Raw genomic sequence first — 14,734 nt, forward strand, 5'->3', positions numbered from 1 at the left:
CGCCGACGTCGAACCATCCACACACCACGCGAAGGAGCACACCATGACCCTCGACCTCCACAAGGGGAACAGCGTCGACACCGAGCGTCACTGCCTGCCGACCAGCACCCTGCACGCCCTGCACGACGACCAGCAGGAGCAGACGTTCGGACGCTGGCTCGGCCAGATCAACGGACAGCGCTGAGCGCGTTCGCTGCGCGCTGACGGACGGGAGGCGCGGTGCCGGCTGGCACCGCGCCTCCCGTCCGTTCGTGGTCACGCCGGACGCCGCCGGTCACGGCGAGACGCCGTCACGTCGGCGCGGCGCTGCTAGGTTGCAGCTGTGTCGTGGGGTCGGTGGTGGTTCGCGCTGCAGGCGTCGGGCGGCGCCGTCTGGTGGCTGCTGGTCCCCACCGTGCCGATCGTCCGGACCGCGACGCTCGGCTCGCTCGACCCCGTGCCGGTCGCCGCGCTCGACGTCCCGCTGTTCGTCGTCGCCTCGGCACTGGCCGCCGCGGGCCTCCGCTGGTCCGCCGTCGTCGCCACGGGGTGGACGGTGCTCGTGCTGCTCGGGACGGCCGCCTGGGCGACGGTCACCCGTGAGGCGGGCTGGGGTGTCGTCGCGATGACCGCAGCGACCGTCGGCTCCGTCCTCGCGCTGTGCCACGTGCTGCTCGGGCGGGTGCCGACCGAACTCGTCACGTCGGGTCCGCTGCGCTTCCGGACCGCCGACCCGGACGCGGGACCCGTCCGACACCTCCTCGGGACCGCGGTGCAGATCGTCGTGTTCTGGGGGCTCTTCCTCGGCGTCCTCCCGCTGCTGATCGCCGCCGCCGAGACCCGGTGGCGGCTCAGTCCCCCGCTGCCCGACGCCGTCGTGCAGGTGGTCAGCGGGACCGGTCTCGTCGTCTTCGTGCTGGCGAGCCTGCTCGGCCTCGCCTCGGCGGTGTCGATGTCGACGCGTGGCGGCGGAACCCCGTTGCCGTCGGCGATGCCCAACCGGCTCGTGGTCGCCGGCCCCTACCGGGTGGTGCGGAACCCGATGGCCCTCGCCGGGCTGACCCAGGGCGCTGCGGTGGGGCTCGTCGCGGCGTCCTGGACGGTGCTCGTCTACGCGGTCGCGGGCTCCGTCGTGTGGAACTGCGTCGTGCGCCCGCTCGAGGAGCGCGACCTGGAGCAGCGGTTCGGTGACGACTTCCGCCGCTACGCCGCAGCCGTCCGGTGCTGGGTGCCGCGGTTGCGCCCGGTACCGCGGAGCTGAGCGCGCGCCACGGGACGCAGCACGAGCGCGCGAACCGGATGGTCCGCCCGTCCGCGTCCGGAACACGACCGGACCCGCCGGGTGCCCCGGAGCGCGTGCAGTGTGGACGGAGCCGTCCGACCGGGCGGCACCCCGCTCGCGCAGACCCGCCGGCGAGGACGGCCGGCGGGACGACGCGGGAGGTGCAACGGGTGCGATCGAGACTCTCCGACCTGCACGAGGAACCGGGCGAGTGGCACCGGCGTGGGCTGCGTCACCCGGACGAGATCGCGTCCCTCGTGCACACCCGGCTGCTGGAGAACGTCCCGGCCGACCCCGCGTACCGCGACTTCTTCTCCGCCGAGTGAGCGTCGTGCGTTCCTCCGCTCAGAGCTCCCGGAGCATGCGGCCGGCGACGGCGTCGTTCCAGGACGTGGTGGCCCCGACCTCGGTCGCGGTGTGCAGTCCCCCGTGCCCGTCCTCCAGCCCGCACCGCCACCGGTCGAACACGCTCATGCAGAGCGTCCGTGCCGTGCGCACCGCGCCGGCGACGGGCCGCTGCGGCGCTGCGTGGCGGAGCGGACGCTGCGGCGTCCTGTCGCCGAGCGGGTCCGTGGTCGCGTCGTCGGTCGGCTCCGGTTCGACAGCGGGCAGGGGGGTCGTGGTGGTGTCGTCGTGCATCTCACCAGTGGGACGTCACGAGCAGCGGATCCGTCACGAACTGACGCACCCGACACCACGCGGGCACTCTCCGCGCTGCCGGTGCATGCTCGGTGGAGACCGGTCCACCGACCGGCAGCCCGAGTCGGACGGAAGGCGGGGATGAGCGACGGCACCGCGCTGCAGCACGCGTCCGACGCGACGCTCGTCGCCCGCGCGGCCGACGGCGACGTGCTGGCCTTCGAGGTGCTCGCCCGCCGGCACGGACCGCTGATGCGCGTCTACGCGGAGCAGGTGCTCGGCTCCAACGTCGAGTCCGACGACGTCGTGCAGGAGGCCTTCCTGACGGGGTGGCGGAAGCTCGCGGACCTCGAGGACGCCGAGCGGTTCCGCCCCTGGATCATGCAGATCGTCACCCGCCGGGCCCTCGACCGTCTCCGGCGTCGACGTCACCACGACGACCTGGACGACCACGACGAGGCGGCCGACCCGTCGCAGGCCCCGGAGCGTACCGTCGAGACGCGCATGCAGCTCGACGCGATGTGGGCTGCACTGGACCGGATGCCGATCGACCAGCGTCGGTGCTGGCTGCTCCGGGAGACCGCCGGGTACAGCTACCAGCAGATCGCCGAGGAACTCGAGCTCCCGACGTCGACCGTGCGGGGCCTGCTCGCACGGGCGCGACGGTTCCTCGCCGCGGAGATGGAGGGATGGCGATGACGACCGACGACCTCCCCCTGCCCGACGACGACCTCGACGGCCACACGATCGAGGAGATCGCGGACTACCTCGACCGCGGTCGGGACCCGATCGACCCGTCCATCGAGGGCTCGGCGGTCTGCCGACTCGCGATGACGAACATGCAGCGCCTGCGCGAGCTCTCGCTCGGCGCGCTCGAGCAGCGCGCCGGTGCCGAGCCCGACCGGGAGACCGCCTGGGTCGACCGCTTGCTGGGAGCGATCCGCGCCGAGGTGCGGCCCGGTCGCGACGTCCCGGTCGCCCACCCCGATCCGCGCCTGCGCCTGGCGGTCACCGAGGCGGCCGTGCGCGGACTCGTGCGCCGTGCCGGCGACACGATGGGCGGCGTCGTGATGGGCCGCTGCGTGCTGCGGGGCGACGTGGAGGAGCCCGGAGCCGCGGTCAGCATCGACGTGACTGCCGGGCTCGTGTACGGCGGGTCGGCCCTGGAGACCGCCGAGCGCCTGCGGGTCACCGTCGCCGAGGCCGTCGAACGGCACACCGAGCTGCGCGTCGAGGCCGTCGACGTCCACTTCGACGACGTCTACCTGCCCTGACGACCACCTGCCTGACCACAACCTGCCCGACCGGCGGCGAGACGACCCACCAGCAGCGAGGAGCGCGACCATGGACGACGAAGCGATCTCACGCACGGTGACGGCCGGCATCCGACACGTCCCCGGTGTCACCGGGGTCTACCCGCCCCGACCCGTCGCCGCCGCGGCTGAGACCGTGGTCGATGCGGTGGTGCCCGTACCGCTCCGTCTGCACGACCCCGACGTCCTGGTCGACGTGGACCGACGCGGCGGTCGCGTGCACGTCGTCACCGGCATCAGCGTCGACGGCGGCCGTCCCGCCGCGGACACCCTCCGCGCGGTGGGTGAACGGGTCCGCGACCTGCTCGACGCCGACACGGCCGCGACGGCGGACCTCATCAGCGTGACCGTCCGGCTGGTCGAAGACCCTGTCGACGCGGGCGTGGCCCGTCCCGAGGGCGGACCCGCGGACCCGATCGGGCTGCCGACGAGCAATGTGTGAGCGCTTCCGCTCGGAACTCCCCCACCCGTACGGTCGTACCGACGCGCCGGGACCGTACACGCTCGTGGTCGGCGAGCACCAGCTGTCGTCCTGGGACCTCGGCCCCACCGGCAGGGCCGGCAGCGCACCGGACGGGAGGCGCGTGGCGGATCAGCGCCACGTCGCGCGTCCGACGCCGCGCCGGTCCGGAGGCACGTGGCCGGCCGGCACCGTGCCTCCCGTCCGCCGCGTCACCGGTCCGAGCGGTGAGCATGCCATGATCCCGGGTGCGCATCGACGACTTCCCCGCCCCGGAGACCCCGGCCGCCCGAGCGGCTGCGTCGCTCGCCACGCGCTACCAGTCGACGGCGATCACGGCGCACGCCGTCCGGTCCTGGTACTGGGCAGCGGGCTTCGCGGCGCTCGACGGGCTCGACGGCGTCGACCACGAACTGCTGTGGGTCGCGGCCGTCCTGCACGACATCGGCACCGTGACCGAGTTCGACAACCACACGGTGTCCTACGAGCACGCCGGTGGGCACGTCGCCGTCGCCCTGACGACCGGGGCGGGTTGGGCGGTCGAGCGGCAGCAGCGCGTGCTCGACGTGATCGTGCGGCACAACTGGCCGGCCGTCGACGTCCACCTCGACCTCGAGGGGCACCTGCTCGAACGCGCGACCGGGCTCGACGTCTCCGGCGCGGGGGTCGAGCTGCTGCCGGAGTCGTACCTGCGCGAGGTGCTCGCACGGCACCCCCGCGGCGCGCTGGCTGCTGAGTTCGGCGCGTGCGTCGTCGACCAGGCCGCACGGAAGCCCGACACCGCAGCGCGGCGCCTGGTCGACGGCGGTGTCGTCCGGAAGCTCGCGCAGAACCCGCTCGAGGCACTGTCCTGACCACGACGCGCGCGCGAGGCCCAGCCGGACGTGTCAGCATCGGATCATGACCACCGCCGAACCCGACGTCCGTCACGTCGTCGAGGCGTCCGGCGACGACCTCGACGCGGCCCGAGCGGTGTTCGAGTCGGCGTACGGTGCCGCCGGGTTCCTGCCCGAGCGGACCGAGCGGGACTTCGGCTACCGGTTCCGGTCGGTCGGTGGCGAGGGGATGTCGCTGGACTCGAAGCGCTTCGACGGTCGGATGGCCGGCGAGGTCGACGCGACGAGCCACTACTTCGTGACGTGGGTCAGCGACGGCGGCGGACTGCTGGACATCGACCGCGACGAGGTGGCGCTCGCGCCCGGACGCCCGATCGTGTTCCCGAGCGAGCGCCCGTACCGCTTCGACCTCGCCGACGTCCGGCAGAACGTGGTGCAGTTCGACCGCCGCACGCTCGAGCGCACCGCCGCCGAGCTGCACGGCACGGAGCCGGCGCCGCTCGTGTTCGACCACGCCGCGCTGCCCCGACGGGAGGACGTCCGGACGTGGAACGCCGAGCTGCGGGCCTCCGCGCAGGTCGTCCTCGGTGCCACGCCGCTGTCCCCGCTCGCGATGGCCGAGGCCACCCGGCGCACCGCGCTGGCGATGCTCCGGACCTTCCCGCACACGACCCTCGCGCCGGCCGCGCCGGTGCCCGTCGGCGCACGGGGCCGGGTGCAGCAGGCGATCGAGTACATGCACGCCAACGCCGACGTCCCGATCACCACGACCGACGTCGCCGAACACGTCGGGCTCAGTGTCCGCGGGCTCCAGCAGGGCTTCCAGCGGCAGGTCGGGATGTCACCGAACTCGATGCTCCGCGGGATCCGCTTCGACCGGATCCGGACGGAGCTCCGGTACCACTCGGTGGGCGAGACGACCGTGGCGGACACCGCACGACGGTGGGGGTTCGCACACGCCGGGCGGTTCTCCTCCGCCTACGCGAAGCGGTTCGGGGAGCTGCCGAGCGAGACCCTGCGCGCGCGTCGCTGAGCGACTGCGTGGGCCCTACCGGGATCGAACCGACGACATCCACGGTGTGAACGTGGCGGACCGCGCAAACGTCCGCAGCGATACGCAGCGCTTCCCAGTGATGGCGCGGAAGTAGCTTGCGGACAACTGCGAACAAAAGCACCCGGCTGCGCGTGGTCACCGGCAGCACACCGGCAGCTTGTGCCGGTCGTCCTCGAGTTCCCCGCCGTGGCGCCGGCCTCCCCTACGCCGACGACACGCACCGCTACCGCCTCGGCCGCCGACATCGCCGCCCGATGAAACGGCGGCTGCCTGGCGACGCTCGGCAGGCGGCGCGAGCACGGGGTACTCCCCCCCCCCCCGGGGCAAACCGCTAACGTGTGTCGCGCCGTGCACGCAAAGGTCCGCCGCCGAGCAGCTGCTGATGCTTCCGGCCGAGACGACAGGCGCCCACCTCGGAACTACTGGCCGAGCTGTCCGAGCGCCGCTGCGACACCGTCATAGCCGAGAGTGGCCGCGTGTGTGATGACACCCGTGACCGCAGGAACAATCAGCTTGGCCGCGGCGTCCCGCCATCGGGGACTACGCTCCTCGTCCGCCTGTCCGGCTGCAGCCTGCATGGCAACCCAGAGCCGCTCAGCAGCGCTCGCATAGTCGAAGCCCCCAGCGAGCGTCTCATCCTCCGTCGCATCGCGAATCTCGCGCACCAGCTTCACCAAGTAGTAGCGAAGCTCCGCGCTGATGGTCTGGTCTTCCTCAAGAAGGCCAATCGCTTCGTCGACGACGGCACTTAGCCGATCGAGTCCGCCCGGCGCGATCCTCCCCTTGGTCGCTTCAATGAGGGTGCCCAGCATCTGCAGCTGCCCCATCGCTGCTGAAGGGAATGCCGCGCCAGGGTCGGACTGCTGACCCCAAGTGGTCCCCGCATTGGCCGCCATGCGGCCCCATTGCGGGAACGACTCCCTCGAGACGTACACGTTGAGACCGTCCGCCTCCATCTCGCTGAGCGCACGATCGATAGCCGTGAGCAGAGCGCTGGTCTCGAGCATCTTTGTAGTCGCAACCATCGGGTCAGCGTTCCAGCCTCGGGCGTCATTTGCGACCACGCCGGATGCGGCCGCCTCGCGCCACTCAAGGAAGATGTCGTACAGCGCGTATGCGGCGTTGATCATGAGAAGAGCCTGGGTCTCGCGTGGAAGAGAGGCTCGATCGCCGGCATCGGCTTCGGCGCTTACTTCAACATCAATGTTGTCGAACCCGCCGGCTGTGACCCGGACACGATGGGTCGTCACTCCTTGCCGGCTCGTGGGTCTTGAATTTGGAACCCACTGGTACCGGGTCAGGCCTTGCGATGGTGCGCGTCCTTGTGCCCTTGATCCGCGTCGTTCCGCGGTTCTGGCTGGTGTGGAGCATCGTAGCGTGCGCGTCGCTACGCCCTTGATGTGCCCTTCCTGCGCATCGTTTTAGGACCCAAAACGGACCCTGCGGCCCCCAGGCGCGTCGCGGCGATGTGGCTGTTCACGCTGACTTGCGTGAGAATGCCCACCCTCTCTTGCGTTCGATCAGCCCAGAGCTCCAACTGGACAGCTGTTCGGCGCTAGCCTTTTGGCGCTAGCCGACTGGCTGGGATCATCAGCTCGCAGGTTGACATCGGCTGAGAGCACGCTCAGCCAATTCCGGAACTACCACCTCTGAACCGGGATTTTCTGGCGAGCCCCTCTTCGGGGGACCTGTGCCGGTATTCAGACTTCTTCTAGCCTTCGCGAACTGACGGCAACCCGTGCTGTCAGTTGACCTAGGGGGTCTCGTGCGCACGCTGCTGCACAGGCCGCGCCAGAGGAAGCGCAGCATCGCTGCCGCAACCCTGAGCGCGCTCGCAATCCTTGGCTCGCTGCTGGTCGCAACGCCAGCGCAAGCCCTCAACGACACCGGAACCGGCGGCGTATTCGTCCCGGCAACCGGACGCTTCCTCGACACGGGGAGAAACATCGGCGGCTTCGACACCCCGATGCCTGCCAAGGGCTGGCGCACCGTCCAGGTGACCGGCAAGAACGGCGTCCCGGACGACGGTTCCGTTGGAGCTGTATCCGTCGTTGCGACCGCGGCGAGCATCTCGCATCAGGGCATCCTCTACGGGCGCCCGAACGCAGCCGCGAAGACGACGCTCATGGGTATCTACGGTGGTGAGAGCGAGCAGAACACCTCGTTCTCCGCTGTCCTCGCGGTGAATCCCGACGGCACGATTCAGGTGCAGGCCGAGACCAGCATCCGGCTCATCCTCGACGTGCAGGGCTACTACACCGCCAGCGACGACGGTACTGCCGCCGGCGGCTTCGTCCCGCTGAACGGCTCGCGCATCGCTGACACCCGCTCCGGGCTCGGCTTCCCACAGCAGACCATCGGCGCCGGCGAGCGTGTCGACCTGCAGGTCTCCGGACGCGGCGGAATCCCGAAGGGTGCTTCCGGCGCGATCATCAACATGATCGCCGTCAACCGCACCGCCTCCGTCGGGTACCTCACCCCGTACGCCACGGGCGACACCCGTCCGTCGAACTCCTTCAACTACGCCGGCAACGTGCCGACCTCGATGCAGGCGCAGGTCAAGCTCTCCGCTGACGGCAAGATCACCATCTACAACAACAACAGCACCACCGACCTCGTCGTCGACACCCAGGGTTACTTCACCGCCGCTGGGAAGGGAGGCGCCGTCTTCACTCCCGGTGCTGGCCGTGCGTACGACACCCGCTCCACCAGCAACACAGTCATGGGAAAGAACGAAACCCGTTCCATCCAGATCGCCGGCAAAGCAGGTGTCCCCGTCATGGGCTCTGGTATCAAGGCCGTTGTCCTCTCGCTCACCTCGCTGAAGTCGACCGCTGGTGCCGGCAATGCGACGGTGTGGGCAGACGGCACAACCCGCCCGAACACGACGTCGATCAATTTCGACGAGACTACGATCCGCACGAACACCATCACGGTACCGCTCGGCGCGAACGGCAAGGTCGCAATCAACAGTGTCGCTGACCCGACCGACTACGTCTTCGACGTCCAGGGCTGGTACAGCAATCCTCAAGCCCCTCGTCTGACTTGCGCCGCTCCGTTCGGGGCTGGAACATGGACCGCTACCACGGGAAGCGATGATATTGCGGCGTCTTGCACTGTCAGCGCGCCTGCTGCAGTCGAGGCTGGGCAAACGGTCGACGTGTACCTGAACGACCTTCCGCTCGAGTCTCATTCACTGAATGACACTACGACGTCCTCGTTCACCTTCACGACTCCACCCTTGTCTGGGCTAGTGAAGCTGCGTGCAGAACTGTCCAGCAGCACGGGGTTGGCGCCCTCCGTGGCCTACGAATTTGGGGTTGGTCAGTGGCAGAACGAGGCATTACAGCCAAGTCTTGCGAACGGGGCAGTGGTGAACCCGGAAGTGGTTTCCCTCTACCCGCTTCCCCAGTCAGGGCTCCTACCTGGCGATGCTGCGATCGCTTATGAGCTCCGCGACCTGACAACCGGCGTCACGCAGGCGACCACTACTGGTAACGTCCCGCTCGGCCTTTACGACCTTCCCCGAGGGCACTCCTACTCATGGAAGGCGAAAGTTTCGGGCTGCCACCGCATGGAACGAACGAGGCGATATCCAGACCGTAGATTGGTCGTTCCGAGTCGCGAACGAGGGGGAGGACGTTCCTGACGCCACCGACCCCGAGCCGACCGCGCGTGGGGAGATGACCACTTTCGCTGCACCCAACGGTTGTAGCTATTCGCCCGACACGTGGGGTAAGGCGAAGTTCAGGCCCGCTTGCGACGCCCACGACATCTGCTATGGCAATAAGAAAAAGATTGACCGCCTGACCTGCGACGTCGCGTTCCTCGGTAACCTCACGTATGCTTGCAACAAGGCTTACCCCAAGGGTGCTACGCGAAACTCTTGTGCTGGTGTCGCTGGCGGCTACTACACCGCTGTTCGTGGCGCTGGCTGGGCCTTCTATAAGGGAAACGGACGTAATAACTGATGAGAATGCCAGGGGTAGTCGTTGCTGCAATCGTTCTTCTTGCGGTCGGTTTCGTTGCAACTGCAATCGGCTCTGTATGGACCATACTGAGTCCTCCCGGTGGGGGCGTCAACTTCGCTGCAGGATTGATTTACAACGGAGGAATGCTGGTCGGTCTAGCCGGCCTCGGTTTTGGAGTTGCCGCTGCTGTTACTGCACGTCGTAGGTGAGGTCGTAGGCGCCGATCCGGACGGGGACTAACGACAGGTACGCGTAGATCCTCGAGCATGCCCGATCTTTTCGTAAGTCCCCTCAACACAAGCACCCTCAGCCACTGGGCTGAGGGTGCTTGCATTGAGGGGTGTTCGGTGGACCTAGAGGCTCTTCTTCGATGCCCGCCCTCGTTTTGAAGCCGCATGCTTCGTCTCGCCGCCGTCGTGGACGGTCCAAAATATGCTATAGCCTTATTCGCAATGATGGTGAGTCATGCTACTAGGGCAAGGGGAGCAATAGCTCCTATGTGTAAAAAGCGTCATCGGGGCGACTGTCGCGCCGGGCCAATGCTACACCTCCACGGGCGGATCTCGAGGAACGGCCAATGATTGCAATGGAGATTTGTGATGTCCGCGTATCGGCCAAGGGCGCTGGTGTTACCTCTATGAAGGAAATGCGAATCACCGCCGATTCGCAATGGTGTTCTTGTGAAGAATATTAGGTGAACAAGTGCATCCGATGACGGAACCTGGTACTGATTCTGTGCCGCCTCAAGTCAATTTAGTCGCGATCACCGCCTTGATTTTTACTTTTGTGGTCGCACCTGCCGGTTTGGTGCTTGGTCTTGTCGCGCGATCACAGATTCGTCGTAGCAGCGAACGAGGGGCAGGAATTGCTACGGCAGCGATCGTAATCGGTGGGATAGTGACGGCCCTGTACGTGCTGCCGTTCCTACTCGTGGCACCGGATATCGTTCAGCACATGTTCTAGGACGTGGGAGGTGCCGGTCGCCGCGATGACCGGCAGTCAGCACTTCTCATCGAACGGCCGGTCCCCCGTGTAGGCGACCGGCCGTTCGACATGTCGTGTTAGGACGCTGTCTGCACCAGGCCGCGAGTCGGTGGGTGATGCGAACCTCTACCGAGGTGCCGCATTTTTTCTACAGGAGTAGGGGCAGGGTGTGTATTTGAAGTACACCTCAACTGGACGTCAGGCCCTGCATGCGTTTCGCGTCCGAATAGGGTCCAGTTCGACGTTCTCTGACATCACCATCTGCGGGTCGCAGACTCCAACCTGACAGATGAGGGTCGGAGGCGTGGTGTCGGGTCAGCGGGTCGGGTACGTGCGGGTGAGCACACTGGATCAGAGCACGGTGCGGCAGCTCGACGGGATCGCGCTGGATCGCGTGTTCGAGGACAAGGCGTCGGGGAAGGACGTCGACCGTCCGCAACTTGAAGCGATGATTGGGTTCGTCCGGGACGGGGACACGGTGCTGGTGCACTCGATGGATCGACTCGCCCGCAACCTCGACGACCTCCGCCGGCTCGTGCGCCGGCTGACGGACAAGCAAGTCGACCGGGAAGTAGGAGTACTTCGTCGGCCCGTTGGCCTCGTGGGCACCGCCAGTCGCGCGGTAGGTGCGACCCTTGTGCTCGAGCTCCGGCGGGTGGATGCCGCGACCGTGGAGGGTCACGGGGCCCTTGTCGGTGAGAAGGTTTGTCGGCGCGGCGGCGACGACGACAACGAGCGCCACGAGGTACAGAACGTAGGCGGTCAGCGCCAGGACCGAGACGAGCCACCACCGCTTCCACCGCACGAGCAAGGGGGCGAGTAGAACCGGGATGAGCGGAGCGACGTGGAGTTAGTGCTGAACGCTTCAAGGCGGGAATGGCCCGAGGCAGTCAGCGAGTAGTAGCGGCGTGGCCGACCGTCCGCCTCAGTCACCGTGCTGTCAACATCGCTACGTGGAGGCGCTCGCCATACCGTGGTTAGAGCGGGCGACCGCGCCACCGAGTAACGCGCATGTCCTGTAGCGTGCCGAGCGATGGGCACGGCGGTACGAGGCGGCTCCGCACACCGTCGATCGCGTCGCGGACACCGCGATCCCCGCGCTCTCAGATTTGCCACCGGCAGCTCACCGGCAGTTGCTGTGATCAGCCTTCGAGAAGCTGCCCTCCGGCACCACCGAAAGACGCCTCAACTGGGGTTTCTGCGTGGGCCCTGCCGGGATCGAACCGACGACATCCACGGTGTAAACGTGGCGCTCTACCAGCTGAGCTAAAGGCCCCCGGAGTCGATCCTAGACGCTCGGTGGGAACACCCTGTCCACGGTCCTGCGGTGATCGGGGCGGTGTTCCTCGTCGTGGCCACGGCTGACGAGCAACGCCGCCGCCGGGCGGCGCCCGGTCCACGCGCCCGCTGACGTCGGCGACGGTCGGCCGCGAGCACGATCGCGACCGGTCCGGAGCGCGAGCCGCGCTCCGGACCGACGACCCCGCCGCGGGGCGCTCAGCCGAACCGCTCGACGAGCTCCCGCTTGAGCACCTTCCCGCTCGGACCGAGCGGCAGCGCATCCACCACGTGCACGACCCGCGGGTACTTGTACACGGCGATCTCGTCGGCGACGAAGCGGATCAGCTCCTCCGAGGTCACCTCGGCGCCCTGACGGAGCACGACCGCCGCGGCGACCTCCTGCCCGTGCACCTCGTGCGGGATCCCGAACACGGCGGCCATCGTGACGTCCGGGTGGGCGGCGAGGACCTCCTCCACCTGCCGGGGGTACACGTTGTAGCCGTTGCGGATGATCATGTCCTTCGTGCGGTCGACGATGCTGAGGTACCCGTCGTCGTCCTTCCGCCCGAGGTCGCCCGTGCGGAACCACCCGTCGACGATCGCCTCGGCCGTGGCCTCGGGTCGGTTCAGGTAGCCGTTCATCAGGTTGTGGCCGCGGATCACCAGCTCGCCGATCTCACCGCGGGGCAGCAGGACGGTGCGGTCGGTGACCTCGGGGTCGGCGATCTCGATGTCGACACCCCAGATCGGCGTCCCGATGGTGCCCGGGCGCGGGGTGGCCCCGACGTGGTTGAACGACGCCACCGGCGAGGTCTCGGTGAGCCCGTACCCCTCGTGGACCGGCGCGTCGAACACCTGCTGGAACCGTTCGAGCACGGCGAGCGGCAGCGATGCCCCGCCGGAGATCGCGTACCGCAGGTGCGGTCGGGCCTCGGACCGGGTCGCGGCGTCGAGCAGCGCGATGTACATCGTCGGAACGCCCATGAAGATCGCCGTGTCGTGCTCGACCATGGCCGCGAGTGCGGCGTCGCCGTCGAACCTCGGCAGCATGACGATCGTCGCGCCGGCGCGGAACCCGGTGTTCATGGTGCAGGTCTGCCCGAAGGTGTGGAAGAGCGGCAGCGCACCGAGCAGGACGTCGCCCCGACGCATGTCGAAGGTCGTGAGCAGGCACGTGTTGACCTGTTCGAGCAGGGCGAAGTGGGAGCCCTCGGCGCCCTTCGGCTGCCCGGTCGTCCCGCTCGTGTACAGGATCGTGGCGGTGTCGAACGGGTGGCGCGGGACGTAGGTGTCGAGCGGTTCGCTCGCCGTGGCGACGGTCTCGAGTCGGTCCGGAGCGCCCTCGGCGTCCGCCGGGGAGAGCACGCTGAGCACGTCGACGCCGGCGGCTGCTGCCCCGGCGCCACCCTCGCCGAGCAGGGGGGCTGCGCAGACGAGCAGTCGGGCGTCGCTGTCGCGGAGCACGAACTCGATCTCCCCGCGCTTGAGCAGCGCGTGCACCGGCACGACCACGGCGCCGAGCGCGAGGACGGCGTAGTAGACGCGCGGGAAGTCGGCGACGTTCGGCACGAGCATCGCGACGCGGTCGCCCTCGCGCACACCGCGCACGCGGAGGCCGCCGGCGTAGGCGAGGGTCTGCTGCCACAGCTCGGCGTACGTGGTCCGCTGGTCCCCCACGACGACCGCGACGTCGTCCGGGAACCGCGCCGCGGACTCGGCGAGGATCGCGGCGACGGAGGCGGTGGCCTGGGTCGTCCGGGCGCCGTGTGCGGCGCCGGGTGCGGGGTGGCTGCTGGTGGTGGTGCTGGTCATGCCGGCCTTCCGTCTCCCGTGACGAGTTCTCCTCACGGAGCCTACGGCGCTCGGGCCTCCTCGGTCCGGACGCGCGATCTCCGGCGCGCCCGGCGACCGCGTGTCTGGACGTCGGCTGCACGCAGTGCGCGCAGCGACTGTGGGCTTGCGCTCACAGCAGGATCGTGTTCAATCGAGACGTCGTGGTGCGGGTCAGGCACCACGGCACGGGCGGCCGGTCTGTGTTCGGGTCACGGATCGGCCGCCGCACCCGGTCCTCGTCCGCGCGTCGGGACGAGACCGCTGCGGGACGAGCCGCTCCGCGGCAGTGAGCCGGTGCGTGCCGGACGGGAGGCCCGTGGCCGACCCGCCTCGCGCCTCCCGTCCGCCGCGTGGTCCGGTCGTGAGCGGTCGGGACCGGTGTCGCGGGTCGCCGACCCTCGTCACGTACCCCGGTGCGCCCCGCGCGCCCGGACCGGCTCGGTACTGTCGGGCGAACGAGGTGAGGAGGCTGCGATGACCGAGGACGGCACGCACGGGACGTCCGGGTACTGGTACCCGGACCGGCCGGCGAGGACCGGTGTCGAACTGCTCACCGCGATGCGGCGCTACCGCGCCGCCGAGGTCGCGATGCGCGAGCGCAAGCGCCGGTCGATGGGGATGAACGCGACCGACATGGAGGCGGTCCGCTTCCTGCTGCGCGCCGCGGAGCAGGGCCGCGCGGTGCGGCCGGGCGACCTGACCGCGCACCTGGGGATCACGTCGGCGTCGACCACGGCCGTCGTCAAGCGGCTCGTCTCCAGCGGGCACGCCGAACGCCGGCCGGACCCGGCGGACGGCCGCGGCGCCCTGCTGGTCGCGACCGTGCACAGCGACGACGAGGTCCGGTCCGAACTCACCGACGTGCACGCCCGGATGATCGCCGCGGCCGACCGGCTGTCGCCGCAGACGGTGGTCGAGATGCAGGCGTTCTTCGCCGAGGTGATCGACGCGATGGGCGCCGACTCACCCGCGGACGAGGCCGACGGCGCCGCCCGCCCGGGTGCGATGGCCGATATGCGTACGCATCCACTTCGGTAGTTAGACAAACTAGAGAAATCGGAGCAAGCTGGCCCCAGTCGCCGATCGGCGGCGACCCACAGCA

At 68.9% G+C, this 14,734-nt stretch carries 16 protein-coding genes and 2 tRNA genes; 13 read left to right on the plus strand and 5 right to left on the minus strand.

Going from position 1 to position 14,734, the window contains the following annotated elements; translation table 11 throughout:
* The first annotated feature begins 43 nt into the window (after positions 1 to 43).
* The 3 genes from JOD95_RS02970 to JOD95_RS02980 all read left to right on the plus strand — a co-directional run bounded on the left by JOD95_RS02970 (position 44) and on the right by JOD95_RS02980 (position 1,587).
* A complete protein-coding gene (locus tag JOD95_RS02970) occupies positions 44 to 184 on the plus strand; it encodes a hypothetical protein (protein ID WP_158407748.1) in 141 nt (46 codons plus the stop codon).
* Between the two features lie 138 nt (positions 185 to 322).
* Positions 323 to 1,240, plus strand: a complete 918-nt coding sequence (locus tag JOD95_RS02975; RefSeq protein ID WP_209682925.1) for an isoprenylcysteine carboxylmethyltransferase family protein — start codon at positions 323 to 325, stop codon at positions 1,238 to 1,240.
* Between the two features lie 191 nt (positions 1,241 to 1,431).
* Positions 1,432 to 1,587, plus strand: a complete 156-nt coding sequence (locus tag JOD95_RS02980) for a hypothetical protein (RefSeq protein ID WP_158407747.1) — start codon at positions 1,432 to 1,434, stop codon at positions 1,585 to 1,587.
* A 19-nt stretch (positions 1,588 to 1,606) separates the two neighbouring features.
* Here JOD95_RS02980 and JOD95_RS02985 read toward each other — a convergent pair whose 3' ends face one another.
* Complete coding sequence (locus tag JOD95_RS02985; protein WP_209682927.1) at positions 1,607 to 1,900, minus strand: hypothetical protein; 294 nt, start codon at positions 1,898 to 1,900, stop codon at positions 1,607 to 1,609.
* A gap of 141 nt (positions 1,901 to 2,041) precedes the next feature.
* Between JOD95_RS02985 and JOD95_RS02990 the strand changes: the two genes are divergently transcribed.
* The 5 genes from JOD95_RS02990 (at position 2,042) to JOD95_RS03010 (ending at position 5,542) form a co-directional block, all read left to right on the plus strand.
* A complete protein-coding gene (locus JOD95_RS02990) occupies positions 2,042 to 2,599 on the plus strand; it encodes an RNA polymerase sigma factor (protein WP_066653961.1) in 558 nt (185 codons plus the stop codon).
* Entirely contained in the window at positions 2,596 to 3,174 is a 579-nt protein-coding gene (locus JOD95_RS02995; RefSeq protein WP_209682929.1) for an Asp23/Gls24 family envelope stress response protein, read from the plus strand. Before JOD95_RS02990 ends, JOD95_RS02995 begins: the two co-directional genes overlap by 4 nt.
* Before the next feature lie 70 nt (positions 3,175 to 3,244).
* Complete coding sequence (locus JOD95_RS03000) at positions 3,245 to 3,655, plus strand: hypothetical protein (protein ID WP_209682932.1); 411 nt, start codon at positions 3,245 to 3,247, stop codon at positions 3,653 to 3,655.
* A 266-nt stretch (positions 3,656 to 3,921) separates the two neighbouring features.
* Positions 3,922 to 4,527 (plus strand): HD domain-containing protein, encoded by a 606-nt coding sequence (locus JOD95_RS03005; RefSeq protein ID WP_209682935.1) that lies wholly within the window; start codon positions 3,922 to 3,924, stop codon positions 4,525 to 4,527.
* A gap of 46 nt (positions 4,528 to 4,573) precedes the next feature.
* On the plus strand, positions 4,574 to 5,542 hold the full coding sequence (locus tag JOD95_RS03010) for an AraC family transcriptional regulator (RefSeq protein ID WP_066653953.1): 969 nt from the start codon (positions 4,574 to 4,576) through the stop codon (positions 5,540 to 5,542).
* A 9-nt stretch (positions 5,543 to 5,551) separates the two neighbouring features.
* Here JOD95_RS03010 and JOD95_RS03015 read toward each other — a convergent pair.
* Positions 5,552 to 5,638 (minus strand) — tRNA-Val (locus tag JOD95_RS03015).
* Between the two features lie 344 nt (positions 5,639 to 5,982).
* The gene (locus JOD95_RS03020; protein ID WP_209682938.1) at positions 5,983 to 6,693 is read right to left on the minus strand and encodes a hypothetical protein; all 711 of its coding nucleotides are present in this window, start codon (positions 6,691 to 6,693) and stop codon (positions 5,983 to 5,985) included.
* A gap of 635 nt (positions 6,694 to 7,328) precedes the next feature.
* On the opposite strand from JOD95_RS03020, the gene JOD95_RS03025 reads away from it, so the two are divergent.
* The 4 genes from JOD95_RS03025 to JOD95_RS16825 all read left to right on the plus strand — a co-directional run bounded on the left by JOD95_RS03025 (position 7,329) and on the right by JOD95_RS16825 (position 11,341).
* The gene (locus tag JOD95_RS03025; RefSeq protein WP_209682941.1) at positions 7,329 to 9,212 is read left to right on the plus strand and encodes a hypothetical protein; all 1,884 of its coding nucleotides are present in this window, start codon (positions 7,329 to 7,331) and stop codon (positions 9,210 to 9,212) included.
* Between the two features lie 34 nt (positions 9,213 to 9,246).
* The gene (locus JOD95_RS17045; RefSeq protein ID WP_209682943.1) at positions 9,247 to 9,534 is read left to right on the plus strand and encodes a phospholipase A2; all 288 of its coding nucleotides are present in this window, start codon (positions 9,247 to 9,249) and stop codon (positions 9,532 to 9,534) included.
* A 711-nt stretch (positions 9,535 to 10,245) separates the two neighbouring features.
* Positions 10,246 to 10,497 (plus strand): DUF4190 domain-containing protein, encoded by a 252-nt coding sequence (locus JOD95_RS17050; protein WP_209682946.1) that lies wholly within the window; start codon positions 10,246 to 10,248, stop codon positions 10,495 to 10,497.
* A 328-nt stretch (positions 10,498 to 10,825) separates the two neighbouring features.
* Positions 10,826 to 11,341: a recombinase family protein gene (locus JOD95_RS16825; protein ID WP_209683384.1), complete on the plus strand. Its 516-nt coding sequence runs from the start codon at positions 10,826 to 10,828 to the stop codon at positions 11,339 to 11,341.
* Between the two features lie 380 nt (positions 11,342 to 11,721).
* On the opposite strand, the gene JOD95_RS03045 is transcribed toward JOD95_RS16825, so the two are convergent.
* A tRNA-Val gene (locus JOD95_RS03045) sits at positions 11,722 to 11,794 on the minus strand.
* A gap of 221 nt (positions 11,795 to 12,015) precedes the next feature.
* Positions 12,016 to 13,611, minus strand: coding sequence for a long-chain fatty acid--CoA ligase (locus JOD95_RS03050; RefSeq protein ID WP_209682949.1), 1,596 nt, complete (start codon positions 13,609 to 13,611; stop codon positions 12,016 to 12,018).
* A 495-nt stretch (positions 13,612 to 14,106) separates the two neighbouring features.
* Between JOD95_RS03050 and JOD95_RS03055 the strand changes: the two genes are divergently transcribed.
* On the plus strand, positions 14,107 to 14,670 hold the full coding sequence (locus JOD95_RS03055) for a MarR family winged helix-turn-helix transcriptional regulator (protein ID WP_209682951.1): 564 nt from the start codon (positions 14,107 to 14,109) through the stop codon (positions 14,668 to 14,670).
* Positions 14,671 to 14,734 lie beyond the last annotated feature (64 nt).

The sequence above is a fragment of the Curtobacterium sp. 1310 genome (assembly GCF_017834105.1).
Classification (GTDB): Bacteria; Actinomycetota; Actinomycetes; order Actinomycetales; family Microbacteriaceae; genus Curtobacterium.

Bases quoted from the DNA above. Each gene is read 5' to 3' on its own strand.
- JOD95_RS02970 (WP_158407748.1), top strand. From the start codon at position 44: ATGACCCTCGACCTCCACAAGGGGAACAGCGTCGACACCGAGCGTCAC.
- JOD95_RS02985 (WP_209682927.1), bottom strand. From the start codon at position 1,900: ATGCACGACGACACCACCACGACCCCCCTGCCCGCTGTCGAACCGGAG.
- JOD95_RS02990 (WP_066653961.1), top strand. From the start codon at position 2,042: ATGAGCGACGGCACCGCGCTGCAGCACGCGTCCGACGCGACGCTCGTC.
- JOD95_RS02995 (WP_209682929.1), top strand. From the start codon at position 2,596: ATGACGACCGACGACCTCCCCCTGCCCGACGACGACCTCGACGGCCAC.
- JOD95_RS03000 (WP_209682932.1), top strand. From the start codon at position 3,245: ATGGACGACGAAGCGATCTCACGCACGGTGACGGCCGGCATCCGACAC.
- JOD95_RS03010 (WP_066653953.1), top strand. From the start codon at position 4,574: ATGACCACCGCCGAACCCGACGTCCGTCACGTCGTCGAGGCGTCCGGC.
- JOD95_RS03020 (WP_209682938.1), bottom strand. From the start codon at position 6,693: ATGATCAACGCCGCATACGCGCTGTACGACATCTTCCTTGAGTGGCGC.
- JOD95_RS17045 (WP_209682943.1), top strand. From the start codon at position 9,247: ATGACCACTTTCGCTGCACCCAACGGTTGTAGCTATTCGCCCGACACG.
- JOD95_RS17050 (WP_209682946.1), top strand. From the start codon at position 10,246: ATGACGGAACCTGGTACTGATTCTGTGCCGCCTCAAGTCAATTTAGTC.
- JOD95_RS03050 (WP_209682949.1), bottom strand. From the start codon at position 13,611: ATGACCAGCACCACCACCAGCAGCCACCCCGCACCCGGCGCCGCACAC.
- JOD95_RS03055 (WP_209682951.1), top strand. From the start codon at position 14,107: ATGACCGAGGACGGCACGCACGGGACGTCCGGGTACTGGTACCCGGAC.